Source organism: Nonomuraea sp. IBHARD001 (assembly GCF_056106265.1).
Genome location: NZ_JBWBBW010000002.1, coordinates 7,146,042 through 7,169,830, shown reverse-complemented (window position 1 = coordinate 7,169,830; position 23,789 = coordinate 7,146,042). Strand labels below are relative to the sequence as shown.

The window sequence follows — 23,789 nt, the reverse complement described above, 5'->3', positions numbered from 1 at the left end:
GCACCGTGGGGATCACAGCCAGCCGGAGTCGCTGGCGATGCGCACGGCGTCGAGACGGTTGCGGGCGCCGGTCTTGCACATGATGCGCGACAGGTGGTTGCGCACGGTGCCGACCGAGAGGAACAGCTCGTCGGCGATCTCCGTCGACCTGGCGCCGCCCGCCGCGATGCGCAGCACGTCGAGCTCGCGGCGCGTGAGCGGGTTGGCCGCCGCCTCCATGGCCGCCACCGCCAGGTCGGAGTCGACGGCCCGATGACCGGTCGCGACCCTGCGCAGCCCCTCGGCCAGCGTCTCGGTGGGCACGTCGAGGCTCATGAACCCCAGCGCGTGCACGCCGAACGCCCGCCGTACCTGGCCGGGATTGGGTTGAGCCGAAAGGATGAGCACGCGGCACAGCGGCACCTTCTCGTGCAGCCTGGCCGAGGCCGAGAGGCCGTCGACGCCGGGCAGGTCGAGGTCGATCACGGCGGCGTGCGGCTCGTGCAGGAGCGCGGCGGGAAGGATGTCCTCACCGGAACCGACGTCGGCCACGACCGACAGATCGGCCTCCGCGTCGAGTGATGCGACCAGCCCCCGCCTGACCAACGGCAGGTGCTCGGCAACCAGGATCCGGATCAAGACGCTCCCTCCTACGTACCCTTATGTCCCAGGGTGATCGGATGACTCCGTACTGTCAACGCAGTCTCTCGATTCGGCAAAGGGCGCGCAAGCCGTTCGGTGCCTGAGACTTCGCGTAACCTGGAGCAGTCCGGACCGTCTCGCCTGCCGGGAGACTACAAAGTGAGCTGGCTTTTCCTTGTGGGGATCGTGGTGTTCCTCCTCGGACTCATGGCCTCCATCGCCCTGCACGAGATCGGGCACCTCGTGCCCGCGAAGATCTTCGGCGTCCGCGTGACCCAGTACATGGTCGGTTTCGGCTCGACGATGTGGTCGCGCAGAAAGGGCGAGACCGAATACGGCATCAAGTGGATCCCGCTCGGCGGCTACATCCGCATGATCGGCATGCTGCCCCCGAGGCCGGGCGACGAGCCGGGCAAGCTGCGCAGCGCCTCGACCGGTCCCTTCCAAGGCCTGATCGACCAGGCGCGCGACGTGGCGCAGGAGGAGGTCGGGCCGCAGGACGCCGACCGGGTCTTCTACCGCAAGAAGTGGTGGCAGAAGGTCATCATCATGGCCGGCGGCCCGGCGATGAACTTCGTGCTGGCCTTCATCCTGTTCGCGATCGTGCTCATGGGCTTCGGCGTGCAGGTGCTCAAGCCGGTCGTCTCGCCCGAGACGCAGAAGTGCGTGATCCCCGTCAGCGCGCAGCGCGACGCCTGCGCGCCCGGCGACCAGCTCACCCCCGCCGCCCAGGCCAAGATGCAGGCCGGTGACACCATCGTCGCGTTCAACGGCGTGAAGATCACCTCCTGGGAGGACCTCACCACCCGGATCAGGTCCAACGGCGCCGGGCCGGTCCAGATCGGCATCGAGCGCGCCGGGCAGCCCATGACGCTCGCCGTCACGCTCATCGCCCAGGACCGGCCCGCGCTCGACGACCCCAGGCGCGTGGAGAAGAACGTCGGCTTCCTCGGCGTCGGGCCCACGGTCGCCATCGAGCGCCAGAGCGTCGGCTATGTGTTCACGCACATGGGCGACCTGGTCGGCAAGGTGGCCGCCTCGCTGCTCAACCTGCCGCAGAAGATGGTCGGCGTCTGGCACGCCGCCTTCTCCGGCGAGGAGCGCGACGTCAACGGGCCGATCGGCGTCATCGGCGCGGGCCGGATCGGCGGTGAGATCGCCGCCTCCGACGCGCCCACCGAGAACAAGGTGGCGACGCTGCTGCAACTGCTGGCCGGGTTCAACCTGGCGATCGGCATGTTCAACCTCATCCCGCTGCTGCCGCTGGACGGCGGGCACATCGCGGGCGGGTTGTGGGAGGGGCTCAAGCGGGCCTACGCCAAGGTCAGGCGCAAGCCGGAGCCCGCCTATGTCGACATCGCCAAGGTGCTCCCGCTGACCTACGCGCTGGCCTTCATGATGATCATCATGGCCGGTCTGCTCATGTACGCCGACCTGGTCAACCCGGTCAGGCTCTCGGGCTGATGGACGGTTCGCTCAGTGCCACGATCGACGTGTCGCTGCTGCGGCTGCGCCGGATGTGGGCCAGGCCGTTGCGCACCCGCGGCGACCGGCCGGTCCACATGTCCAACGTCATGGTGGTGCACGCCGTCGACGCGCTCGGCCGCTGCTGCGAGGAGGTGACGATCGGGGCCGTCGCCGAACGCCTCGACGTCGATCCCTCGACGGCCTCCCGGCTGGTCAACGACGCCATCGGGGCCGGTTTCGTCGTACGCGAGGCCTCGGCCGTCGATGCGCGCCGGGTCAGGCTCGTGGTCAGCGCCCAGGGGCGGCGCGTGCTCGACGCCGTCACCAGGTATCGCCGGGCCTACCTGGAGGGCCTGCTCGACGAGTGGCCCGAGGCGGACCGCGAGAGCCTGGCCGCGCTGCTCGGCCGCTTCGCCGAGGCGGTCGCGGCACGCCCCGCCGACGTGGGCCGCCTCGACGAGCTCATCGCGGAGGCGCTCGAACCGCGCTGAGCCGTTCGTGTCGCGGCTCGGCGGGCGGCCGGACGTGGGGCCGGACGTGGGGCCGATCGTGGGGATTGCCGTAGCGTGTCGTCATGGACGCGCTTGAGGAGTTGCGGCGGTTGTGCCTGGCGTTGCCCGAGACGACCGAGCGGCTGAGCCACGGCGAGCCGACCTGGTTCGTACGGGGGAAGAAGACGTTCGTCATGTACGCCGATCATCACCACGACGATCGGCTCGGCTTCTGGTGCGCGGCCGCGCCGGGCGTGCAGGAGGCGCTGGTGGCCGAGGCGCCGGAGAGGTTCTTCCGGCCGCCGTACGTCGGGCACCGGGGCTGGCTCGGCGTCTACCTGGACGTGCCGGTGGACTGGGCCGAGGTCAAGGAGATCGTCACCGACGCCTATCGGGTGGTGGCGCCGAAGACACTGGTGGCGTTGCTGGGCTGAGCGCGGCGGTCGCCTCGATGGCGGCGGGCAGGTAGGCGAGGGTCAGTTCGGCCCGCCGTGCCGCCCAGCCGGGTGTCGTGGGCTCGGCGTGGCCGTACCTTCGGCGTCTGATGTCGTCCAGGACCTCCTGCGGCGCGCCCAGGTCGGCGGCCACGTCCAGCGCCTCCCGCTTGGAGATCAGGCGGCCGTGGCGCAGGGTGACGTCGGCCCTGGCCACGGTGAGCACGCCGAGGTCCACCCAGACGTCCTGCAGCCAGTTGGCGGTCTTGGCGGTCGCGGGCAGCCAGAACGTCCGCAGTTCGGTCCGGACGAAGTCCGCCAGGTCGGCGTCGGGCACCTCGGGCAGCAGGCCACCGGGCGCGCGGCCGTACAGGGTCAGGCCGCCGAGGTGAAGTTCGCGTCTGGTCACGGCGGTGACCTGGCGGTGCATCACCTCGCGGTGCGCCCAGGTCAGATGCCGCACCCGCGCGTCGGCCAGTTCGCCCGCGACCAGGTAGGAGCAGTGCAGTCTCGCGGCGAGCGGGTCGGCGGCGTCCAGCTTCTCGTGCAGGGCGCGCAGCCTGCCGCTCTCCTCGTCGCCGGGCGCGCTCGCCAGCACCGCGAGCAGGTCGAGGTCGCTGCGGCCCTCCTGGTAGTCGCCGAGCGCCAGCGACCCGTGCGCCCACACCGCGACGGGGGGCACGGCCTCGGTGAGGGCGTCGACGAACGTGCGCAGCAGCCGGGTGGTGTCGTGATCGCTCATGGAGCTCCTCTGCAGGTGGATGTCAGGGGCGGTGAAAGCGGTCTGCAGGCAGCCGCCTGTTCCATGGTGGTGCACGGCACATCGTTCCGGACCGCTCGTTTCACACGATCGCACAGGAGATCCCGATGAACCGCACTCTGCGTACCCTGGCCGCCGCCACCGCCACCGCCGCTCTCCTGGCCGTCGGCGCTCCCGCGCTCGGCTCCGCGGCCCACGCCTCGGCCGGGCCCAGCTTCCTGTTCAACTACACCTTCAACGGGCACCTCAAGGTCGCCGGAGGCAACTTCACCGTCGATCGGCGCGTGTTCGTCGCGGTCAAGTTCAACTCGGGACGCACGGTGTTCTCCAAGTGGGTCGTCGCCAGGACGCACTCCATCACGCCAGGCGGAGCCGTGTACGTCGAGACGACCGTCGCGGCCCCGTGCGCCGGCGGCAAGAACGGCTACGCCCGCGCCTACGACGAGGCCACCGCCACCTGGTCGCCCAGGCTTCCCGTGGAGATCTGCCAGCGCATCGACTGACCCGCGAGCAGGTCCGGCGTCAGGGCGCATGCCGGGACTGGTGCCACTCCAACGCCTCCGGGGTGTCGCGGTACTCCAGGAGGTGGTGGCCGGAGATCCGCTCCAGCACCACCTTGACCTCGGCGGGCGTGATGTGGAAGAACTCCCTGCGCGGGTTGACCCGGTTGACCCGCCGGCTGCTCAGCTCGCTGTGCAATCGGCTCTCCAGGCCGACCGCGTCGTCGCTGAAGATCAGGGCATGGGTGTCGAACGTGAAGGGTACCGAGGCGTCGCCCAGTTCGCGCACCCTGTCCTGGGGTTCGAGCCTGCGGGTCATGCCGATCTTGACGATGTCCGGGCCGAACGCGCCGATGTTGGAGATCACGTACACATATCCGGCCCGCACATTGGCCTCGCGGGCCTCGACGTCGCCGACGGCCGCGCCGATCTCCTCCAGCTTGGCCCTGAGCTCCCCGGCTCCCCGCTCGTCGCCTCCGGCCAGCAGTTTGGCCAGCGCCGCTCGGTAGTGCGCCTCCTCCTTGCGCAGTCTGGCCTTCTCGCGCTCGAACTCCTTGCGGGCGGACTCCTCCTCGCGCTGGCGCTCGCGCTGCGCTCTGGAGCGTTCCTTCTCCTCCTCCTGCCTGGCCAGGTGGTCGGCCGTCAGCTCCAGCTCGTACAGGCGCAGGCGGTGGTACTCGCCGCTGACGTGGATGCTCATCGTCCGGCCGAGCTTGACGATCGTCTCGACGGCCTTCTCCAGCCGGTCGACCGACGACTGCAGCTTGTACGGGCGCATCGTGCGCACGCAGTTGTCGGCCTCGGCGTTGTAGGCGCGCAGCATCAGCCTGGAGAAGTCGCGCACCATCCTGCGCCCTTCGGCGAGCGATCCGTTGATCTGCCAGTTCGTGGCGCCGATCACGGCGGTGCCGTCCTTGGCCAGGGCCTTGATCCGGTTTCTGACCTGGGCGAGCCTGTCCCTGTAGGCGACGGCGTCGCTCAGCGGGTGGCGGTACTCGTACAGACCGGCCTCCTGCAGCAGCACGGTCTCCTCGGTGTGGATGATCTGCTGCTCGATCTCGCGCAGGCGTAGTGCGGCGTCGGCGACGGCGGCCTGCAGGCCGATGTGCTCCTGGCGCAGGGCCTGCGTCATCGCGGCCAGCCCGTCGCGCTCGGTCGCCGGGACGGCGGGCTGGACCGCGACCCAGAAGACCCAGCCGTCGGGCGCGGGCGGCCACGCGGGGCTCGGCCGCCACCCGGCAGGAGGACGCCAGCCCGCCGGGGGCTCGGGCCAGCCCGGCGGCGAATGAAAGCGGTACTCCACCGGCGCATCCTCCTCGTCACACGTGTCACAGAAGAGGACTGCCGTCACGGCCCGTCGGTTTACCGGTCGCGGCCCCGCGTCCTAGTACATCGAGATGTGCGGATGGTCGTAGTGGTTGGCCGTGATGCCGCCTCGGTTGGACATCGTGCGCCATCCCGAGCCCATGTTGATGCGCTGCCGCCAGATGACGTACTTCACGCCGAGCCGGTCCTTGTTCTTGATCGCCCAGGCCGAGATCCTGTCGCCCAGCGCCTGGTTGGCCGCGGAGGGCATCGAACCGCCCTGGCTCATCATGAAGTCGCACGCCCGGCCCAGCGGATGCTCGCCGCTGTCGTCGACGCGGTAGCAGCCCACCTGGTACGGCAGGTCGAAGTTCTTGCGGATGAGGTCGCGCATCAGGCGCATGCGAGGCGTGATGTTGTCGGCGCCGCTCGGCAGCTCGGGGGCCCAGCTGCCGTCGGAGCGGCGGCCGGTGCCGTAGGGCACGAGCCTGTCGAGGTTCTTCTGGATCTCGTCGATGAGGTCCTGTGCCTCCTCGCGCTGGCCCTCGACCTCGGCCGCGTCCTTGCGGATCTGGCCGGTGACGACCTGGGCGGCGTCGGCGGCCTGCTTGCGTTCGTCGCGTGCGGTGCTGAAGGAGGTGAGCACCGCCTCCTGCTGGCCGACGAGCTGCTCAAGGATGGCCGCGCCGCCCAGATTGCCGCCGAACGGCAGGCGCATGCCGCCGGTCGTGGCCTGGTAGCGCAGCTCGACGATCTCGCTGACCTGCTCCTGCGCGGTGACCAGCGCCTGCTCGGCGGCGGCCAGGCGCTTGTTCGCCTTCTTCTCCGACTCCTGCGCCTTGGCCAGTTGCACGCGCTTGGCGTTGTAGGCCTCGATCAGGCGGTCGACCTTCTTATTCTGCTTGGCCAGGTCGGCGCGGAGCTGCTTCTCCTTGGGCTTGGGCGCGGCTCCTGCGGTGGCGGGGGCGCAGACCAGGGCTGCCGCGCTCAGAACGCAGAGCGCCGTGCTGATGAAGCGTGGTGCCGTGCGGCGACGCGACGTGGGGGACGGGGCCGCCACGCACTCTCCTCTCCTCATGCCGACCGGGTTAGCTGACGGGTTCGGGCGGGAGGAGCCCTACCACCGAAGTGGATTCACCCCGAGGGAGTGGGTCCCCGGCTTCCGGGCAACACGCCCGGAACTAGGCGAGATGGATATTAGTGGTAAATGCAGCACCATGCGACTCTCCGCTGAGATCAATCAGTGATCTACCTGTGACCGCAGCCGCCGGGCCGCCTCCTCGGGCAGAACATCGTTGACGAAGGCGCCCATCGCCGACTCCGACCCGGCCAGATACTTCAACTTGCCCGGCGCCCGCCGGATGGAGAACAGCTCCAGATGCAGGTAGGCCAGCTCCCGACCCTCCCGGACCGGCGCCTGGTGCCAGGCCGACACATACGGCATGACCACCCCGAACAGTCCGTCCAGCCGCCGCAGCACATCGGTATAGAGCGGCCCGAACGCCCGCATCTCCGCCTCCGACAACGCCGCCAGATCGGGCACCTGCCGATGCGGATACAGATGCACCTCGTACGGCCAGCGCGCGGCGGCGGGCACGAACGCGGTCCAGTGCTCGTTGGCCGCGACGACGCGCTCGCCGAACGCCCGCTCGGCCGCGAGCACCTCGGCGAACAGCCCCGGCCTGCGCGCGGCGGCCCGCAGATGCAGACGGGTGCGCGGCGTGACATACGGATAGGCGTAGATCTGGCCGTGCGGATGGGCCAGGGTGATGCCGATCTCCTCGCCCCTGTTCTCGAAGCAGAACACCTGCTCGACGCCGGGCATCGCCGACAGCTCCGCCGTGCGGTCGGCCCAGGCGTGCATGACCAGCTCCACCTGCTCGGGCGCCAGCCGGGAGAAGGAGGAGGCGTGCTCGGAGGTGAAGCAGACCACCTCGCAGCGCCCGAGCCCCGGCCGTACCTCGCTCAGCCCGCCCGCCTCGCCGTGCGCGCCCGGGAGGGGGCCGAAGGAGGGGAAGCGGTTCTCGAAGACGACCACGTCGTAGGAGCCGGCCGGGATCTCCGACAGCCGGCCCGGCGCCGACGGGCACAGCGGGCACTCGTCGGCGGGCGGCAGGAACGTCCTGCTCTGCCGATGCCCGGCCATGGCCACCCACTCGCCGGTCAGCGGGTCCAGGCGCAGCTCGGAGGCGGGCGGGCGCGGCGGCAGCTCCCGCAGGTCGCGGGCGTCGCGCACGGCGGAGTCCGAGTGGTCGAAGTAGAACAGCTCCCTGCCGTCGGCCAGGTGGGTAAGCGTGCGCTTCACGAGGGGTCCTCCGCGATGATCAGACGGTCGCCGAACTCGGCCCTGGCCTCTTCCTGCAAGGCGGCGTCGCTGACCACCACGTCGGCGGCGTCCAGGCCGGTGATGGTGCTGATGCCGACCATGCCCCACTTGGTGTGGTCGACCGGCACCACCAGCCGGTGCGCGGAGGCGACGAGCGCACGGTCGGTCTCGGCCTCCAGCAGGTTGGGCGTGGTGAACCCGGCCCTCGGGCTCATGCCGTGCACGCCGAGGAACAGCGTGTCGACGTGCAGGTCGCGGATGGCGGTGACCGCGACGGGTCCGACGAGCGCGTCGGAGGGCGTGCGCACCCCGCCGGTCAGCACGACCGTGCGGTCGGCGCGCGGATGGCGGTGGAAGACCTCGGCGACCGGGATCGAGTTGGTGACGACGGTCAGCTCGGGCACGTCGGTCAGGTGATGGGCCAGCGCCCACGTGGTCGTGCCCGCGGACAGGGCGACCGAGGTGCCCGGCGCGACCAGTTCGGCGGCGCGGCGGGCGATGGCGTCCTTCTCCGGCTGCTGCCTGCCGGACTTGGCGGCGAAGCCCGGCTCCTCGGCCGAGCCGGGCCCGGCCACGGTCGCGCCGCCGTGCACCTTCTGCAGCAGGCCGCGCTCGGCGAGGAGCTCCAGGTCCCTGCGGATCGTCATGTCCGAGACGCCGAGTTCGCGGACCAGGTCGGCCACGCGGACGCCGCCGCTCCTGCGCACGCGTTCGACGATCGCCTGCTGCCGTTGCTGTGCGAGCATCCGGCCGCCCTTCGCTGACTGGTGTTTCAACAGATTCCCCCAAATTATGACACGACGATGTTGGTTCCTGGGGGAAAGTGGTCGGGCAAAGCTCTGGTCAGGTCTCGTGTCCGCCGCCGGTCAGCGGTCATCACCAGGGGATGAGACTCATGCTGGGTGTCCTCGCGCTCGCCCTGGCCGGTTGCGGCACACAGGCCGCGACCTCGCCGTCCACCGCTGTGTCGTCACCGGCGGTGTCGGTGCCCGCAGGAGCGGTCACCTTCGACAAGGCCGTCGAGCTCGCCAAGAAGGACGGCACGCCGACGATGGTGCAGTTCTACGCGCCGCAGCCGCCGCCACGCTGGTTCAGCTCGGTGCTGAGCGAGACGGGCACGCTGGTCGACGTGCGCATCGACGCCGAGACCGGCGCGGTCACCGGCCGCCAGAACGAACCCGCCGACGAGGCGGCCGAGGCCAAGGCCCTGGTGGCCAAGGACAAGATCGGCATCTCGGGAGCCGTGGACAAGGCCAGGGCCGCCGTGCCCGGAGCCCAGGTCACCCTGGCCGAACTGGAGGACGAGGACGGCCGCACGGTCTGGGACGTGGACGTCGTCGACGCGGCGCGCAAGAAGTCGAGCGTCGAGGTCGACGCGGCGAGCGGCCAGGCGACGGTGACGCAGACGAACTGAGGTCTTGCCCGCCGCCCCCGTACGGGAGACGTTGGGTGCGCACGCCGTACGCGACCACGTTCGGAGGAGCCATGGGCAAGCGCCAGCGCAAGAGCAAGGCTCGCAAGAAGAGCAAGGCCAACCACGGCAAGCGACCCACGGGACGCTGACCCGGCGGTGAGGAGGCTCGGCCGGCGGGCGTCTGGCCTGCGATGTTCATCTCACGGTCAGGCGGGCGTAAGCAGTACGTCAGGAGATTTCGTGACACTTCCGCTCATGCGCACCACGACTGCCGTCGCCACCGCCGCTGGACTGGCGTTGGCCACCCTCCTCACCGCAAGCCCCGCATCGGCCGCGGACCCGGCCATCCAGCCGAACAAGCCCGGCAAGCCCGGCCTGCCCGCCAAGGGCATCGAGCTGTCCCTGCTCGGCCGCATCGACACCGGCGACGCGGGCGCCTCCGAGATCACCGCATACGACGAGGCCACCCGCCGCGTCTTCGTCGTGAACGCGCAGACGGGCACGCTGGACGTCATCGACATCCGCGACCCGCGCAAGCCCCGCAAGGTCAGCACGCTGCAGACGCCCGGCGCCAACAGCGTCGCCGTGCACGGCGGCATGGTCGCCGTCGCCCAGCAGGCGCAGGTCAAGACCGCGCCGGGCACCGTCGCCCTCTTCGACGCGGCCAGCGGCCGCAAGCTGCGTCAGGTGACCGTCGGCGCGCTGCCCGACATGGTGACCTTCACGCCCGACGGCAAGAAGGTCGTCGTCGCCAACGAGGGCGAGCCGCTGTCGTACTGCGCCGGGCAGGTCGACGACCCCGAAGGCTCGGTCAGCATCGTCGACGTCTCGCGCGGCACCGTGCGCACCGCCGACTTCCGCCGCTTCAACGGCCGTGAGAACGAGCTGCGCGCCAAGGGCGTGCGCATCACCGGCCCCGGAGCCGACGCCTCGCACGACTTCGAGCCCGAGTACGTCACCGTCGACGGCGGCACCGCCTACGTCACGCTGCAGGAGAACAACGCCGTCGCCGTCGTCGACCTGGCCTCGGCCCAGGTGCGCGAGATCCAGCCGCTCGGCCTGAAGGACTTCGCCGCCAGCGGCCTGGACGCCTCCGACAAGGACGGCAAGATCGACATCAGGCCGCGCCCGGTCAAGGGCATGTACATGCCCGACGGCATCGCGCACTTCCGCGCGCGCGGCGGCACGTACCTGATCACCGCCAACGAGGGTGACAGCCGCGACTGGGCCTGCCACGCCGACGAGGTCAGGGTCAAGAACCTGAACATCGCCGACGCCGCGCTCAAGAAGGACGCCGAGCTCGGCCGCCTCACCGTCGCCACCGACTCGCCCAAGGACGCGGCCGGTGTCACCACCGAACTCCGTGCCTTCGGCGCCAGGTCGCTGTCCATCCGTACGGCGAGCGGCAGCCTGGTCTGGGACTCCGGCGACGAACTCGAACGCCTCGTCGCCCGCGAACTGCCCACGCACTTCAACGCCGACAACGAGAGCGACGACTCCTTCGACACCCGCAGCGACAACAAGGGCCCCGAGCCCGAGGGCGTCACGGTCGGCCAGGTCGCCGGACGCACCTACGCCTTCGCCGGTCTCGAGCGCGTCGGCGGCGTCGTCGCCTACGACGTGAGCGACCCGAGCGCGCCGCGCCTCGCCGCCTACGCCAACACCCGTGACTGGGCGGGCAACGGCGACTCGGGCCCCGAAGGCGTGCTGTTCGTGCCCGCGGCCAAGAGCCCCACCCACAAGCCGCTCGTCATCGTCGGCAACGAGATCAGCGGCTCCACCGCGATCTTCGAGGTCCGCTGACCGCACCCGTGCCCGAGGACACGTGCCGCTCCCGAGGCCACGCGGGGGCGGCACGCTCGGCTGCGGGTCCCACACCTGGTAGCCGAATGTAGTCATAGTGTGACGCATGAAGTCGCGCGGTCTCAGGCTCCTCATCGCGATGGCCGCCGGGGTGATCGCCCTGGCCGGGATCGAGCACGCGAGCGACATCGCCGGTCCGGCCTTCCTCGCCCTCACCATGACGATCGCGGTCAGCCCGCTGCGCACCTGGATGCGCGGGCGCGGCGCACCCGGCTGGGCGCTCATGCTGGTGCCGCTCCTGGTGGTCATCCTCGTGCTCGTCGCCCTGGTCGGCGCGCTGGTCGTCTCGGTGGCCCAGCTCGCCGTGCTGCTGCCCACCTACGCGCCGCAGTACAACGCGCTCGTCGCCTCGGCCACGGCCGAACTCGGCAGGCTCGGCATCACCTCCGAGCAGATCGGCGCGGTGCTCGCCAAGTTCGACCCGACCAAGCTGCTCGGCGTCGTCCAGGCCTTCCTCGGCGGCCTCATCGGCGTCGCCTCGGCCTTCGTGCTGATCCTGCTGCTGCTGTACGGCATGAGCCTGGACGCGACCTTCACCCAGGACGCCGTGAAGGCGATGGCCGCCTCCCGCCCGCACCTGGTCGAGGCGCTGCGCGTCTTCACCAAGGACACCGTGCGCTACCTGATCGTCTCCAGCGTGTTCGGGCTGATCGTCGCCGTGCTCGACGGGGTGGCGCTGGCCATGCTCGGGGTGCCGCTGGCCCTGGCGTGGGGGCTGCTGGCGTTCATCACCAACTACATCCCCAACATCGGCTTCATCGTCGGACTCGTGCCGCCCGCGCTGCTGGCCCTGCTGGACTCGGGCTGGCAGACCATGGTGTGGGTCGTGGTGATCTACTGCGTGCTGAACTTCGTCATCCAGTCGGTCATCCAGCCGAAGTACGCGGGGGAGTCGGCGGGGCTGTCCACGACGCTGACCATCCTGTCGCTGCTGGTGTGGACGATGGCGCTCGGCGCGCTCGGCGCCATCCTGGCCGTGCCGCTCACCGCACTGGCCAGGGCCCTGCTCATCGACGCCGACCAGGGCACACACTGGCTCGGCCCACTGGTCAGCGGCAGGCCGGAGCCTACTCGAACGCCTGCAGCGCCGCCGAGACCGCCCGGTGGAACGTCGGGTACGCGTAGATCATCTGCCTGAGCCTGGCGACAGGCACCCGCTCCTGCACGGCCAGCGTCAGCATCGACAGCACCTCGCCGCCGCTCGGCCCCGCGCTCGTCGCGCCCACCAGCACGCCGTCGGCGGCCACCAGCTTGACGAAGCCCTCGGCCCGATGGATCCAGCCGCGCGTGCTGGCCGCCAGGTCGGTCAGCCCGACGTGCACGTCCAGGCCCCGCTCCCTGGCCTGGGCCTCGGTCAGCCCCACCGCGCCGATCTCCGGATCGGTGAACGTCACCCGGGGAACGGCGTGGTAGTCGGCCTCGTGCACCGGCTCGTCCAGCAGATCCCTGACCACGATGTCGGCCTGGTACATCGACATGTGCGTGAACGCGCCCTTGCCCGTCACGTCGCCGAGCGCCCACACGCCTTCGGCGGCCCGCATGCGCCCGTCGGTCTCGATCGACCTGGCCGACTCCTCCAGGCCGACGGCGGCCACGCCGAGCGCCCGCAGGTCGACCCGCCTGCCGGTCGCCACCAGCAGGCGCTCGGCCGACACCGCCCCGCCACCCTCGATCTCCAGGGTGAAGGCGCCGTCGGCGTGGGTCACACGGCTCGCCCGCGCGCCCGTGCGCACGTCGACGCCCTCACGGGCGAACACACGGCCGACGAGCTCGCCCGACTCGGGCTCCTCCAGCGCCAGCAGCCGATCGGCCGCCTCCACCACCGTCACCCGCGAGCCGAACCTGGCCAGCACCTGCGCCAGCTCGGCCCCGATCGCGCCGCCGCCGAGCACGATCACCGACGAGGGCAGCGTCGCCGCCTCGATGGCCTCGTGGTTGGTCCAGAACGGCGTGCCCGCCAGGCCCTCGATCGGCGGGACGACCGGCTGCGAGCCGGAGGCGATCACGATGCCCCTGGCGGCCCTGAGCACCTGCTCGCCGTCGGCGCCCGTCACGGTGACCTCGCCGGGCCCGGTGATGCGGCCCCGGCCCCTGACCAGGATGCCGCCCTTGCCGGTGAACCGGTCGGCGGCCACCTTGTCGTCCCAGTCGTCGGTGGCCTCGTCCCTGATCCTGGCCGCGACCTTCGGCCAGTCGGGTGTGAGGTGCGCGCCCGCACGGCGTGACTCGGCGAGCAGATCGGCCGCCCTGATCATCATCTTGGAGGGGATGCACCCCCAGTAGGGACACTCGCCGCCCACCAACCGCGCCTCGACCCCCGCGACCCGCAGCCCGGCCTCGGCCAGCCGCCCGGCGGCGTCCTCCCCGCCAGGCCCCAACCCGATGACGATCACATCGACGTCCATACGACCACCGTAACCCGGAGGGCGCGCTCACACCTGAGGCAGCCCGGCCAGTGCGTGCTCGATGCGCTCCTGCGGCAGCTCGAAGTCCTGCATCTCGCCCGACAGATAGCGGTCGTATGCGGCCAGGTCGAAGTGCCCGTGCCCGCACAGCGCGGTCAGGATGACCTTGGGCTCGCCGCTCTCCTTGCAGCGCAGGGCCTCGGCGATGGTCTCGGCCAGGGCGTGCGTCGGCTCGGGCGCGGGCACGATGCCCTCGGTCCTGGCGAAACGCAGCCCGGCCTCGAAACACTCGCGCTGGCCCTTGGCGACCGCCTCGAACATGCCCTGGTCGTACATGTGCGACAGCAGCGGCGACATGCCGTGGTAACGCAGGCCTCCGGCGTGGATCGGGTCGGGGATGAAGCCGTGCCCGAGCGTGTGCATCTTCAGCAGCGGCGTGAGGCCCGCGGTGTCGCCGAAGTCGTAGGCGTAGGCGCCCCTGGTCAGCGAAGGGCACGCGGCGGGCTCGACGGCCCTGATCACCGGGTCGATCCGGCCCTGCAGCCGCTCGCGGACGAACGGGAACGTCAGTCCGGCGAAGTTCGAGCCGCCGCCCGTGCAGCCCACGATGACGTCCGGCGTCTCGCCGAGCTCGCGCAGCTGCTCCAGCGCCTCCTCGCCGATCACGGTCTGGTGGGCGAGCACGTGGTTGAGCACCGAGCCGAGCGCGTACCTCGTGTCGGCCGACGCCGCCGCCACCTCGACCGCCTCGCTGATCGCGATGCCCAGGCTGCCGGGGGAGTCGGCGTCGTCGGCCAGGACCGCCGCGCCCGACGAGGTCAGCGGTGAAGGACTGGCGTGCACGGTCGCGCCGTACACGCGCATGAGCGAGCGGCGGTACGGCTTGTGGTCGTAGGAGGCGCGTACCATCCACACCTCGCACTGCAGGCCGTACTGGGCGCATGCGAACGCCAGCGCCGAGCCCCACTGGCCCGCGCCGGTCTCGGTGGTGAGCTTCCTGACGCCTTCGGCGGCGTTGTAGTACGCCTGGGGGACGGCTGTGTTCGGCTTGTGCGAGCCGGAGGGGGAGCCGCCCTCGTACTTGTAGTAGATGCGGGCCGGAGTGCCCAGCGAGGCCTCCAGCCTGCGCGCCCGCAGCAGCGGCGTGGGCCGCCACAGCCGGTAGACGGCCAGCACGTCCTCGGGGATCTCCAGGAACCTCTCCGTGCTCACCTCCTGCTCGATGAGCGCCATCGGGAACAGCGGCGCGAGATCGTCGGGCCCGACCGGGCGCAACGTGCCGGGATGGAGGGGCGGAGGAGGCGGGAGCGGCAGATCGGCGGCCATGTTGTACCAGTGACGGGTCATATCCGCATCGTGCGGCATTTCCCGCGTTCTGAGTATGGGGTTACTCATGCCGCGTGCCCGCGGCCGGGCGCAACGTTGCTCCATGAGAGCAACCGAGCAGATCCAGGCCGCCGCCCAGAGGTACGGCGAGTCCGAGGGCGAGCGCGCCGACATCGAGCGCAGGCGCGAGCGCGACGACGTCCGCATCGTCGACGAGCAGGCGCAACTCGTGGCCAGGGCCGAGCGGCTGGTCGGCAACGGGGAGATCGCCTACGCCACCATCGAGAAGCTGGTCACGGCCGGTGCGCCCCGCATGCTGGAGCGCATCATCGGCGCCTCGCGCGACTTCCAGGCGGTGAGCTTCCTGGCCAGGGGAACGCGGGCCGCAGCGACCGTGGCCAGGATCTCGCTGTCCGACAACGGCAGGGAGGTACCGCTCGGCACCGGCTTCCTGGTCTCGCCCAGGCTGCTGCTCACCAACAACCACGTGCTGCCCGACCCCGACGCCGCGGCTGCGGTGATCGCCGAGTTCGGCGCCGAGGCCGGCATCGACAACCAGCCCCAGCTGTGGAGCCGCCACCGCCTCGACCCCGAAGGCTGCTTCATCACCGACGCCCACCTCGACTACACCCTCGTCCAGGTACGGCCCGGCTCGGACGGGCGCGAGGCGGGAGCGGTCTCCGGCTGGAACCGGCTCGACGTCAAACAGGGCAAGATCGTCGTCGGCGAGCCCGTGAACGTCGTCGGCCATCCGGCGGGACGGCTCAAGGAGATCGCGATCAGGCACAACGAACTGTCGCTCCAACTGCCCGACTTCCTGCAGTACACCGCCGACACCGAGCCAGGGAACTCCGGCTCGCCGGTCTACAACGACCAGTGGCAGGTCGTCGCCCTGCACCACTCCGGCGTGCCCAAGACCGACGCCGAAGGCAACCTCGTACGCAAGGACGGCGAGCGGTGGCAGGAGGGCGACGGCGACGACGCGCTCGCCTGGATCGCCAACGAGGGCGCCAGGGTCAGCGCCATACTCAAGCACCTGGCCGCGACCGAGCACACGCCCGCCGTACGCGCCCTGCTGGCCGAGATGGGCCCCGACACCGGCCTGACCACCACCGCACCCCGCACGGTCGTCGCCGTCGAGGCCGCCGCGCCCCGCTCCGGCCTGGCCGCCAGGCCCACGGCGTTCGGCGGCGGGCGCCACCTGGTGTTCCTGCACGGCCGTGGCCAGGACGACCGCGACCTCCCGCTGATCCGCAGGGAGTGGAGCGCCGGGCTGAACAAAGGGCTCACACTGGCCGGCCTGCCGCCCCTCGACCCCGCCGACGCCTGGCTGCCCTTCTACGGCAACCGCCTGCTCAGCACCTCCACCGCCGAGGCGCTCATCGCCGATCCCGCGACCGCGTTCACACCGTCGAGCCCCACCGCCCGGGTGATCTACGAGCAGCTCGTTGTCGAGGCCGCGCGCATGGCCGGGATGCCGTCCGGCATCCGAAGCGAAGGGCTGCTGTCCGGGCTGCAGGGCGCCCTGTCGTGGCTGGCCTCCGCCACCAACCTCGACCACCTGCTCATCGCCGCCGCCTTCCGCGACGTCGCCGCCTACCTCGACGACCGGACCGCCCGCCAGGCCGTGCTCGACGCCGTGCGCAACACGCTGCCCGCCTCCGGCGAGGTCGTCCTGGTCGCCCACAGCCTGGGCACCGCCGTGGCCATGGACCTGCTCACCGTCCTGCCCGACACCCTGCGCGTGCCCCTGTTCATCACGGTCGGCAGCCCGCTGGGCCTGGACGCCGTCCACAGCCGCCTGCTGTCCGGCGGGCCGATCCGGCCTGCTCGCGTGGGGCATTGGCTCAACGTGTGGTGCCCTGCGGACCCGGTGTGCATCGGCTCACCCCTGGACGACGACTGGAAGGGCCAGGTCGACGAACGAGCCGTCATCAACCCCCTCCAACGCGCCCACAACATCGAGGAATACCTCAGCCACCCCTCGGTGGCCCGCGCGATCTCCTCAGCCTTGACCGTCTGACCCGGCCTCGTCGAATCCCCTGCCCAAGACAAAGGCCAGGCACCCCGCACTGGGAATGACCTGGCCTTTCTCGATCCGGAGCGGACGACGGGAATCGAACCCGCGTAGCTAGTTTGGAAGACTAGGGCTCTACCATTGAGCTACGTCCGCGCGAGCCGGTCGAAGTCTGGTCTAGACTTCGTTCGGTCGTCAGGGCGTAAGCGTACCGGAGTCCCGGAGTACCTTCACACTCGACGCCGCGGGGCGTGGCGCAGCTTGGTAGCGCGCTTGCTTTGGGAGCAAGAAGTCGCAGGTTCAAATCCTGTCGCCCCGACTCTCAGGACAGCGAAAAGGCCGTCCCCGTTCGTTCGGGGGCGGCCTTCGTCGTGAGCAGGGCGAGAGGGAAGGGTCAGTCGCCGGTGTGGAAGACGGCCCAGACGGCCTTGCCGCCTCGGTCCAGGGGGTCCCAGCCCCAGCTCTGGCTGTAGGTCTCCACGATGTAGAGGCCGCGGCCGTTCTCGGAGATGAAGTCCGGCTCCTTGGGCGTGGGCACCTCGTCGCTCGGGTCGGCGACCGCGAGCAGGACGTGGGGGGCGACCCGTACCAGCAGGAGGGTGATGGGGTGCTCGCCGGGGTGCGGACGCGCGTACAGGGAGTAACGCACGGCGTTGGTCACCAGTTCGGAGACGACCAGTGCGGCGTCGTCGCTCAGTTCGGACAGTCCCCACGAGCTGAGCGTGGAGCGGGTGACGTCGCGCGCGGTCTTGACCGAGTCGGCCTGGAAGGGCAGCGGGCACGCTGTCGTGTCCGGGCCGCCGCAGGTCAGCAGGCGATCGAAACCCACCTCACGCGTAAGCTGCAGGCAGTCGGCAGCAGCCGCCAGGGGCTCCTCCACCATGCTGCCGCTACCTCCCACGGTTAAGGGTTAGTGCATGTTTGGCCCAATATGCACTAGGCCATCATGGGTCACGACACCCGGTGCTGCAAGACCCAAATGCACGTGCACCTGCAATGTGCAGCCGCATGGGCGGTTACCACGGGGGTTTGGCGAACCGGACACCTGGTTGAGACCTTGTCATACCGGCCCGTAGTGGTGACACTGTGTGCGCTGGACCATGCATGCCGGGGAACGAGGAGGCGGAATTGACGCAGAATCAGCCGGGCTCAGGGCCTACGGCGCTGCGCATCCTCCTGGGCTCTCAGCTGCGCAGGCTCCGTGAATCGCAGGGCGTCAGCCGCGAGGACGCCGGACATCTCATCCGCGGTTCCGAGTCGAAGATCAGTCGCATGGAGCTCGGTCGCGTCGGTTTCAAGGAACGCGACGTAGCCGATTTGCTCACCCTGTACGGCGTGACCGACGAGTCGGCGCGTGCGGCCATCCTCGGACTCGTCGAGAACGCGAACGAGCCCGGCTGGTGGCACAGGTTCAACGATCTGCTGCCCGGCTGGTTCCAGGCCTATGTCGGGCTGGAGGAGGCCGCGCTCCGCATCCGCACGTACGAGGTGCAGTTCGTGCCGGGCCTGCTGCAGACGAAGGAGTACGCCAAGGCGGTCATCACCGCCGGGTCGGCCGGGGTCGGCACCGAGGAGATCGCCAGGCGGGTCGACCTGCGGCTCGAACGCCAGAAGGTCATCGACAGGCCCGGTGGGCTGCTGTTCTGGGCGGTCATCGACGAGGCGGCGCTGCGCCGTCCGATCGGCGGGGCCGAGGTCATGCGGGCACAGCTGGAGCACCTGCTCGACCTGATGCGTCAGCCGGGCATCACGATCCAGGTCATGCCGTTCAGCTTCGGCGGGCACAGCGCCGAGGGCGGCGCGTTCAGCATCCTGCGCTTCCCGGAGCAGGACCTGCCGGACGTCGTGTACGTCGAGCAGCTGGCCAGCGCCCTCTACCTGGACAAACGCGAGGACGTCGACCGCTATACCGAGGTCATGGAACGCCTCTGCGCGGTCAGCACCACCCCCGACGAGACCGTCGCCATCCTCAACAAGATCATGAATGAGATCTGAGGTCGGTCCGTCGTTGTAGGGTGCACATCTGCCCTAGACTGGCATGCGGCGTTTGGACACCCGCCAAGGCGGAGCGTGCCCAACACCGCTCATGTGGGCGCGGCGCGTTGAGCCGTACCTGATGGACGCGCCCGCGAACACTCGTAGCTTGATCAAGGAGACCACCCCGTGAAGACCGCTGTCGAGGAGCTCAGCCCGACCCGGGTGAAGCTGACCGTCGAGGTGCCGTTCGACGAGCTGCGCCCGAGCCTGGATGCGGCGTACAAGAAGGTCGCCCAGCAGGTTCGCGTCCCCGGCTTCCGGCCGGGCAAGGTCCCCGCGCGCATCATCGAGCAGCGGTTCGGCCGCGCCGTGGTGCTTGAGGAGACCCTCAACGACGCGGTGCCGAAGCTGTACGGCCAGGCCGTCGACGAGGTCGACGTCTTCCCGGTGAGCCAGCCCGACATCGAGGTCACCAAGATCGAGGACGGCGAGCACATCGAGTTCACCGCCGAGGTCGACATCCGCCCCAACTTCGACGTCCCGGACTACGCGGGCATCGAGGTCACCGTTCCGGTCGCCGACGTGGTCGAGGCCGACATCGAGGGCCAGCTCGACTCGCTGCGCCAGCGTTTCGCCACGCTGACCGGTGTCGAGCGCGCCGCGACCAAGGGCGACTTCGTCGTCATGGACCTGCGCGCCGAGATCGACGGCCGCAACCTGGAGGAGCAGCAGGCCAGCGAGGTCTCCTACGAGGTCGGCGCAGGCTCCGTGCTGCAGGGCCTCGACGACGCGCTCGAAGGCCTGTCCGCCGACGAGGAGAAGACCTTCCGCACCACGCTGGTCGGCGGTGAGCAGGCCGGCGAGGAAGCCGACGTGATCATCAACGTCAAGTCGGTCAAGGAGAAGGTCCTGCCCGAGCTCGACGACGAGTTCGCGCAGCTCGCCAGCGAGTTCGACACGCTCGACGAGCTCAAGGCCAGCGTCCGCGAGCAGGTTCGCCGCAACAAGCTGGTCGACCAGGTCGTGCAGTCCCGTGAGAAGGCCGTCGACGCGCTCCTCGAGCAGATCGAGATCCCGATCCCGGAGAGCGCGCTCAAGGCCGAGCTCGACGCGCGCAAGCACAACCTTGAGCACCAGATCTCCGAGAGCGGCCTGTCGAAGGACGCGTTCTTCCGTCTGTACCAGACGAGCGAGGACGAGCGCTTCGCCGAGTTCGAGACCGCTTCGGTCAAGGCCATCAAGTCGGGCTTCATGCTCGACAAGATCGTCAAGACCGAGGAGCTGGGCGTCTCCGAGCAGGAGCTCACCAACTTCGTCGTACGCCGTGCCATGCAGATGGGCGTCGCGCCCAACACGCTGGCCCAGCACCTGGCCGACAACGACCAGCTGACGCTGGCCATGGTCGAGATCGTCCGCGACAAGGCCAAGACGGTCATCGGCGACGCCGCCAAGGTCGTCGACGAGGCCGGCAACGAGGTCGACCTCAAGGCCATCTACGAGGAGATCAACGGCGAGGAGCTCGTCGAGGAGCCCGCCGAGGGCGACGGCACCGAGGACTCCGCCGAGGCCGAGACCGATGCCGAGACCGCAGCCGCCAAGTAGGCCGCCGCACGTGTGACGCCGAGGCGCTCGCCCACAGCGGGCGCCCCGTGAAGCCCTGACCCGCTCCGGCGGGCCGGGGCTTCGGCGTTTCCCGGAGCCCTTGAGACGGCTCCTGCGGGGCGTGCCGGGCGTACTCGGGAGAATTTCCCAATCGGGGGGTGGCGGGGCTCTGGGGGCGCTGTCGGGCGGCCTGCGAGGGGGCGCGGCTCAGGGGGGCGTACGGCTGGCGGGTGGGGGCAGGGGCCGGGGGGATTGCGGGGGCCCGGGAGGTGAGTGCCTCCTGTGGTGTTCTGTGTCTTCGGGTGGCGGTTGGTTGGCGTTCAGTGGCTTCGAGTGGTGGGTGTGGGTCGAGTGGTTGCGGGTCAGCTGGGGGATTGCGGGGGCAGAGGGGCCGTTGGCCCGGCTACCTGCGCCGTCAGCGAACAGTCGGTGGACGGGGCATGACCGGTCGGCCGTGCGCGTTAAGGTCACAAGCAAAGCCAATCGACAACGACGCATCGGAAGGTGACGCTGTGACCAGCCCGCCGTCCTTCTACCAGCCCGAGTCTCGCGGCCGTGAGAACGGCTCGTCCTTCCGGCTCGAGGACCAGCTCTACCAGCGTCTGCTGCGCGAGCGGATCATCGTGCTCGGCACCGACGTCAACGACGAGATCGCCAACCGCATCTGTGCCGAGCTACTGCTGCTGGCGGCCGACGACGCCGACCGCGACATCTGGCTCTACATCAACTCGCCCGGTGGTTCGGTGACCGCCGGCATGGCGATTTACGACATGATGGAATACGTGCCGAACAACGTGGCCACGGTTGCGATGGGCCTGGCGGCCTCCATGGGGCAGTTCCTGCTCTGCGCCGGGGCCCCTGGCAAGCGTTACGCGCTGCCGCACGCCCGCATCATGATGCACCAGCCGTCCGGTGGCATCGGTGGCACCGCCGCCGACATCGCCATCCAGGCCGAGCAGATGCTCTATGTGAAGAAGACGCTGGCCGAGCGGATCGCCTTCCACACCGGCCAGGCGCTCGACCAGATCGAGCAGGACTCCGACCGCGACCGCTGGTTCACGGCCGAGGAGGCCAAGGACTACGGCTTCATCGACCACGTCGTCCGCAGCGCGCGTCAGGTGCCCTCGCACGGCGCCGTTTCCTAGGGGGAGCTGGAAGTGAATATCGAGAGCCGCTACGTTCTCCCCTCCTTCGTCGAGCGCACGTCCTACGGCGTGAAGGAGATGAACCCGTACAACAAGCTCTTCGAGGACCGCATCATCTTCCTCGGAGTGCAGATCGACGACGCGTCGGCCAACGATGTGATGGCGCAGCTGCTGACGCTGGAGTCGCTCGACCCCGACCGTGACATCAGCATCTACATCAACTCGCCCGGCGGGTCGTTCACCGCTATGACGGCGATTTACGACACGATGCAGTTCGTCAGGCCGGAAATCCAGACCGTCTGCCTCGGCCAGGCGGCCTCCGCCGCGGCCGTGCTGCTGGCCGGTGGCACCCCGGGCAAGCGGTTCGCACTGCCCAACGCCCGGGTCCTGATCCACCAGCCCTCCACCGAGGGCGGCGGCCAGGGAAGCGACATCGAGATCCAGGCCCGTGAGATCCTGCGCATGCGCTCTCTGCTTGAGGAGATCGTTGCCAAGCACTCGGGCAAGAGTCCGGTCGAGGTTCGCAAGGACATCGAACGCGACAAAATTCTCAACGCAGATGAGGCCAAGGCGTATGGTCTGATCGACGACATCATCCCGTCGCGGAAGAAGCGAGCTCAGGCCGTAGCTTCCTGACGAGATGGCAGCGCACCGGAACGGTGCCCAATAGGGCACGTTCCGGTGCGACTCGCCGCCAGGGGGCTCACTGTGGGCCCAGAAGACGGTAACGTCGAAACCTGAGCGGTTCGGACCGGGTCCGGAGGATACGGATCGCGGGAGCAGGGCGGTCCCACGCAAAGGAGTATCTGGGGTGGCACGCATCGGCGACGGGGGAGACCTGCTGAAGTGCTCTTTCTGCGGGAAGAGCCAGAAGCAAGTCAAGAAGCTCATCGCCGGGCCCGGCGTCTACATCTGCGATGAGTGCATAGATCTGTGCAACGAGATCATCGAGGAGGAGCTCTCCGAGTCCTCCGAGCTCAAGTGGGACAACCTGCCCAAGCCGAGGGAGATCTACGAGTTCCTCGACGCCTATGTCATCGGTCAGGACAAGGCGAAGAAGGCGCTCTCGGTGGCGGTGTACAACCACTACAAGCGGGTGCAGTCCGGCGACCGCGGCAGAGACGACGGCCTGGAGCTGTCGAAGTCCAACATCCTGCTGCTCGGCCCGACGGGTTCCGGTAAGACACTGCTCGCGCAGACGCTGGCGAAGATGCTGAACGTCCCGTTCGCCATCGCCGACGCCACTGCGCTGACCGAAGCCGGATATGTCGGCGAAGACGTCGAGAACATCCTGCTCAAGCTCATCCAGGCCGCTGACTACGACGTCAAGAAGGCCGAGACCGGCATCATCTACATCGACGAGGTCGACAAGATCGCCCGCAAGAGCGAGAACCCGTCGATCACCCGCGACGTCTCGGGCGAGGGCGTGCAGCAGGCCCTGCTGAAGATCCTCGAAGGCACGACGGCCTCGGTGCCGCCGCAGGGCGGGCGCAAGCACCCGCACCAGGAGTTCATCCAGATCGACACCACGAACGTGCTGTTCATCTGCGGAGGCGCGTTCGCCGGCCTTGAGAAGATCATCGAATCCCGGGTGGGCCGCAAGGGCATCGGCTTCAACGCCATCATCCGCTCGAAGGAGGAGGTCGACTCCTCCGACATCTTCGGCGATGTCATGCCTGAGGACCTGCTCAAGTTCGGCATGATCCCCGAGTTCGTCGGCCGGCTGCCCGTCATCACGTCGGTGCACAACCTCGACCGCGAAGCGCTCATCCAGATCCTCACCGAGCCGCGCAACGCCCTCGTGAAGCAGTATCGCAAGCTGTTCGAGCTGGACGGCGTCGAGCTGGAGTTCTCAGAGGATGCCCTCGTCGCCATCGCCGACCAGGCCATCCTCCGAGGCACCGGCGCCCGCGGGCTCCGCGCGATCCTGGAGGAGGTGCTGCTGTCGGTGATGTACGAGGTGCCGTCCCGGCAGGACGTCGCCCGGGTGGTGATCACCCGGGAGGTCGTGCTGGAGCACGCGATTCCCACCCTGGTGCCACGCGACCAACTGGCTGCGAAGCAGCAGCGTGCGCCTCGGGAGAAGTCGGCGTAGGTGGGCGAAGTTGCACTTGGGGGCGGTCCTTTGGGGCCGCC

At 69.6% G+C, this 23,789-nt stretch carries 23 protein-coding genes, 2 tRNA genes and 1 riboswitch; of the genes, 15 read left to right on the top strand and 10 right to left on the bottom strand.

The features are described from left to right. Nucleotides 1-12: 12 nt before the first annotated feature. Nucleotides 13-618 (bottom strand): LuxR C-terminal-related transcriptional regulator, encoded by a 606-nt coding sequence (locus ACTWNK_RS34225; RefSeq protein ID WP_474309045.1) that lies wholly within the window; start codon nt 616-618, stop codon nt 13-15. A 162-nt stretch (nt 619-780) separates the two neighbouring features. On the opposite strand from ACTWNK_RS34225, the gene ACTWNK_RS34220 reads away from it, so the two are divergent. The 3 genes from ACTWNK_RS34220 to ACTWNK_RS34210 all read left to right on the top strand — a co-directional run bounded on the left by ACTWNK_RS34220 (nt 781) and on the right by ACTWNK_RS34210 (nt 3,013). Beyond that, the gene (locus ACTWNK_RS34220) at nt 781-2,085 is read left to right on the top strand and encodes a M50 family metallopeptidase (RefSeq protein ID WP_474309044.1); all 1,305 of its coding nucleotides are present in this window, start codon (nt 781-783) and stop codon (nt 2,083-2,085) included. Further along, nucleotides 2,085-2,579: a MarR family winged helix-turn-helix transcriptional regulator gene (locus ACTWNK_RS34215; protein WP_474309043.1), complete on the top strand. Its 495-nt coding sequence runs from the start codon at nt 2,085-2,087 to the stop codon at nt 2,577-2,579. The genes ACTWNK_RS34220 and ACTWNK_RS34215 overlap by 1 nt, the downstream gene beginning before the upstream one ends. An 83-nt stretch (nt 2,580-2,662) precedes the next feature. Beyond that, a complete protein-coding gene (locus ACTWNK_RS34210) occupies nt 2,663-3,013 on the top strand; it encodes an MmcQ/YjbR family DNA-binding protein (protein ID WP_474309042.1) in 351 nt (116 codons plus the stop codon). Here ACTWNK_RS34210 and ACTWNK_RS34205 read toward each other — a convergent pair. Then, on the bottom strand, nt 2,958-3,755 hold the full coding sequence (locus ACTWNK_RS34205) for a nucleotidyltransferase domain-containing protein (RefSeq protein WP_474309041.1): 798 nt from the start codon (nt 3,753-3,755) through the stop codon (nt 2,958-2,960). The two genes, ACTWNK_RS34210 and ACTWNK_RS34205, sit on opposite strands and share 56 nt — an antisense overlap. A 125-nt stretch (nt 3,756-3,880) precedes the next feature. Here ACTWNK_RS34205 and ACTWNK_RS34200 point away from each other — a divergent pair, with 125 nt between their 5' ends. Beyond that, the gene (locus ACTWNK_RS34200; RefSeq protein ID WP_474309040.1) at nt 3,881-4,276 is read left to right on the top strand and encodes a hypothetical protein; all 396 of its coding nucleotides are present in this window, start codon (nt 3,881-3,883) and stop codon (nt 4,274-4,276) included. A gap of 19 nt (nt 4,277-4,295) precedes the next feature. Here ACTWNK_RS34200 and ACTWNK_RS34195 read toward each other — a convergent pair whose 3' ends face one another. From ACTWNK_RS34195 to ACTWNK_RS34180, 4 genes are all read right to left on the bottom strand, one after another. After that, nucleotides 4,296-5,576, bottom strand: a complete 1,281-nt coding sequence (locus ACTWNK_RS34195; protein ID WP_474309039.1) for an SNIPE associated domain-containing protein — start codon at nt 5,574-5,576, stop codon at nt 4,296-4,298. Between the two features lie 81 nt (nt 5,577-5,657). Beyond that, nucleotides 5,658-6,638, bottom strand: coding sequence for a coiled-coil domain-containing protein (locus ACTWNK_RS34190; protein WP_474309038.1), 981 nt, complete (start codon nt 6,636-6,638; stop codon nt 5,658-5,660). Between the two features lie 3 nt (nt 6,639-6,641). Continuing rightward, nucleotides 6,642-6,776, bottom strand: a riboswitch (cyclic di-AMP (ydaO/yuaA leader). A 42-nt stretch (nt 6,777-6,818) separates the two neighbouring features. Continuing rightward, nucleotides 6,819-7,883, bottom strand: coding sequence for a galactose-1-phosphate uridylyltransferase (gene galT, locus ACTWNK_RS34185; RefSeq protein ID WP_474309037.1), 1,065 nt, complete (start codon nt 7,881-7,883; stop codon nt 6,819-6,821). After that, nucleotides 7,880-8,650 carry a DeoR/GlpR family DNA-binding transcription regulator gene (locus ACTWNK_RS34180; protein ID WP_474309036.1) on the bottom strand — a complete coding sequence of 257 codons (771 nt, stop codon included), beginning with the start codon at nt 8,648-8,650 and terminating at the stop codon, nt 7,880-7,882. The genes galT and ACTWNK_RS34180 overlap by 4 nt, the downstream gene beginning before the upstream one ends. 149 nt (nt 8,651-8,799) lie before the next feature. Between ACTWNK_RS34180 and ACTWNK_RS34175 the strand changes: the two genes are divergently transcribed. The 4 genes from ACTWNK_RS34175 (at nt 8,800) to ACTWNK_RS34160 (ending at nt 12,319) form a co-directional block, all read left to right on the top strand. Beyond that, nucleotides 8,800-9,318 carry a PepSY domain-containing protein gene (locus tag ACTWNK_RS34175; RefSeq protein WP_474309035.1) on the top strand — a complete coding sequence of 173 codons (519 nt, stop codon included), beginning with the start codon at nt 8,800-8,802 and terminating at the stop codon, nt 9,316-9,318. Between the two features lie 71 nt (nt 9,319-9,389). After that, nucleotides 9,390-9,467 (top strand): 50S ribosomal protein bL37, encoded by a 78-nt coding sequence (locus ACTWNK_RS34170; protein ID WP_474311066.1) that lies wholly within the window; start codon nt 9,390-9,392, stop codon nt 9,465-9,467. 106 nt (nt 9,468-9,573) lie between these two features. Further along, a complete protein-coding gene (locus tag ACTWNK_RS34165; protein WP_474309034.1) occupies nt 9,574-11,121 on the top strand; it encodes a choice-of-anchor I family protein in 1,548 nt (515 codons plus the stop codon). Between the two features lie 106 nt (nt 11,122-11,227). Then, nucleotides 11,228-12,319 (top strand): AI-2E family transporter, encoded by a 1,092-nt coding sequence (locus ACTWNK_RS34160; RefSeq protein WP_474309033.1) that lies wholly within the window; start codon nt 11,228-11,230, stop codon nt 12,317-12,319. Here the strand turns inward: ACTWNK_RS34160 and ACTWNK_RS34155 are convergent. Both ACTWNK_RS34155 and ACTWNK_RS34150 read right to left on the bottom strand, forming a co-directional pair. Further along, complete coding sequence (locus tag ACTWNK_RS34155; protein ID WP_474309032.1) at nt 12,249-13,586, bottom strand: dihydrolipoyl dehydrogenase family protein; 1,338 nt, start codon at nt 13,584-13,586, stop codon at nt 12,249-12,251. The two genes, ACTWNK_RS34160 and ACTWNK_RS34155, sit on opposite strands and share 71 nt — an antisense overlap. Nucleotides 13,587-13,613: 27 nt before the next feature. Next, a complete protein-coding gene (locus ACTWNK_RS34150) occupies nt 13,614-14,951 on the bottom strand; it encodes a TrpB-like pyridoxal phosphate-dependent enzyme (protein WP_474309031.1) in 1,338 nt (445 codons plus the stop codon). A gap of 64 nt (nt 14,952-15,015) precedes the next feature. Here ACTWNK_RS34150 and ACTWNK_RS34145 point away from each other — a divergent pair, with 64 nt between their 5' ends. Continuing rightward, a complete protein-coding gene (locus tag ACTWNK_RS34145; RefSeq protein WP_474309030.1) occupies nt 15,016-16,935 on the top strand; it encodes a trypsin-like serine peptidase in 1,920 nt (639 codons plus the stop codon). A 79-nt stretch (nt 16,936-17,014) separates the two neighbouring features. Here ACTWNK_RS34145 and ACTWNK_RS34140 read toward each other — a convergent pair. Further along, nucleotides 17,015-17,085: transfer RNA gene (locus tag ACTWNK_RS34140), tRNA-Gly, on the bottom strand. 89 nt (nt 17,086-17,174) lie between these two features. On the opposite strand from ACTWNK_RS34140, the gene ACTWNK_RS34135 reads away from it, so the two are divergent. Further along, nucleotides 17,175-17,248, top strand: a tRNA-Pro gene (locus ACTWNK_RS34135). A 75-nt stretch (nt 17,249-17,323) separates the two neighbouring features. Here ACTWNK_RS34135 and ACTWNK_RS34130 read toward each other — a convergent pair. Further along, entirely contained in the window at nt 17,324-17,812 is a 489-nt protein-coding gene (locus ACTWNK_RS34130) for an ATP-binding protein (RefSeq protein ID WP_474309029.1), read from the bottom strand. 245 nt (nt 17,813-18,057) lie between these two features. Between ACTWNK_RS34130 and ACTWNK_RS34125 the strand changes: the two genes are divergently transcribed. The 5 genes from ACTWNK_RS34125 to clpX all read left to right on the top strand — a co-directional run bounded on the left by ACTWNK_RS34125 (nt 18,058) and on the right by clpX (nt 23,748). Next, nucleotides 18,058-18,924, top strand: a complete 867-nt coding sequence (locus tag ACTWNK_RS34125) for a helix-turn-helix domain-containing protein (RefSeq protein WP_474309028.1) — start codon at nt 18,058-18,060, stop codon at nt 18,922-18,924. A gap of 168 nt (nt 18,925-19,092) precedes the next feature. Next, the gene (gene tig / locus ACTWNK_RS34120) at nt 19,093-20,508 is read left to right on the top strand and encodes a trigger factor (protein ID WP_474309027.1); all 1,416 of its coding nucleotides are present in this window, start codon (nt 19,093-19,095) and stop codon (nt 20,506-20,508) included. Between the two features lie 512 nt (nt 20,509-21,020). Next, nucleotides 21,021-21,653: a ClpP family protease gene (locus ACTWNK_RS34115; protein WP_474309026.1), complete on the top strand. Its 633-nt coding sequence runs from the start codon at nt 21,021-21,023 to the stop codon at nt 21,651-21,653. 12 nt (nt 21,654-21,665) lie between these two features. Beyond that, entirely contained in the window at nt 21,666-22,289 is a 624-nt protein-coding gene (locus ACTWNK_RS34110; RefSeq protein ID WP_474309025.1) for an ATP-dependent Clp protease proteolytic subunit, read from the top strand. Nucleotides 22,290-22,464: 175 nt separating this feature from the next. Continuing rightward, the gene (gene clpX, locus ACTWNK_RS34105) at nt 22,465-23,748 is read left to right on the top strand and encodes an ATP-dependent Clp protease ATP-binding subunit ClpX (RefSeq protein ID WP_474309024.1); all 1,284 of its coding nucleotides are present in this window, start codon (nt 22,465-22,467) and stop codon (nt 23,746-23,748) included. The last annotated feature ends 41 nt before the right edge of the window (nt 23,749-23,789 follow it).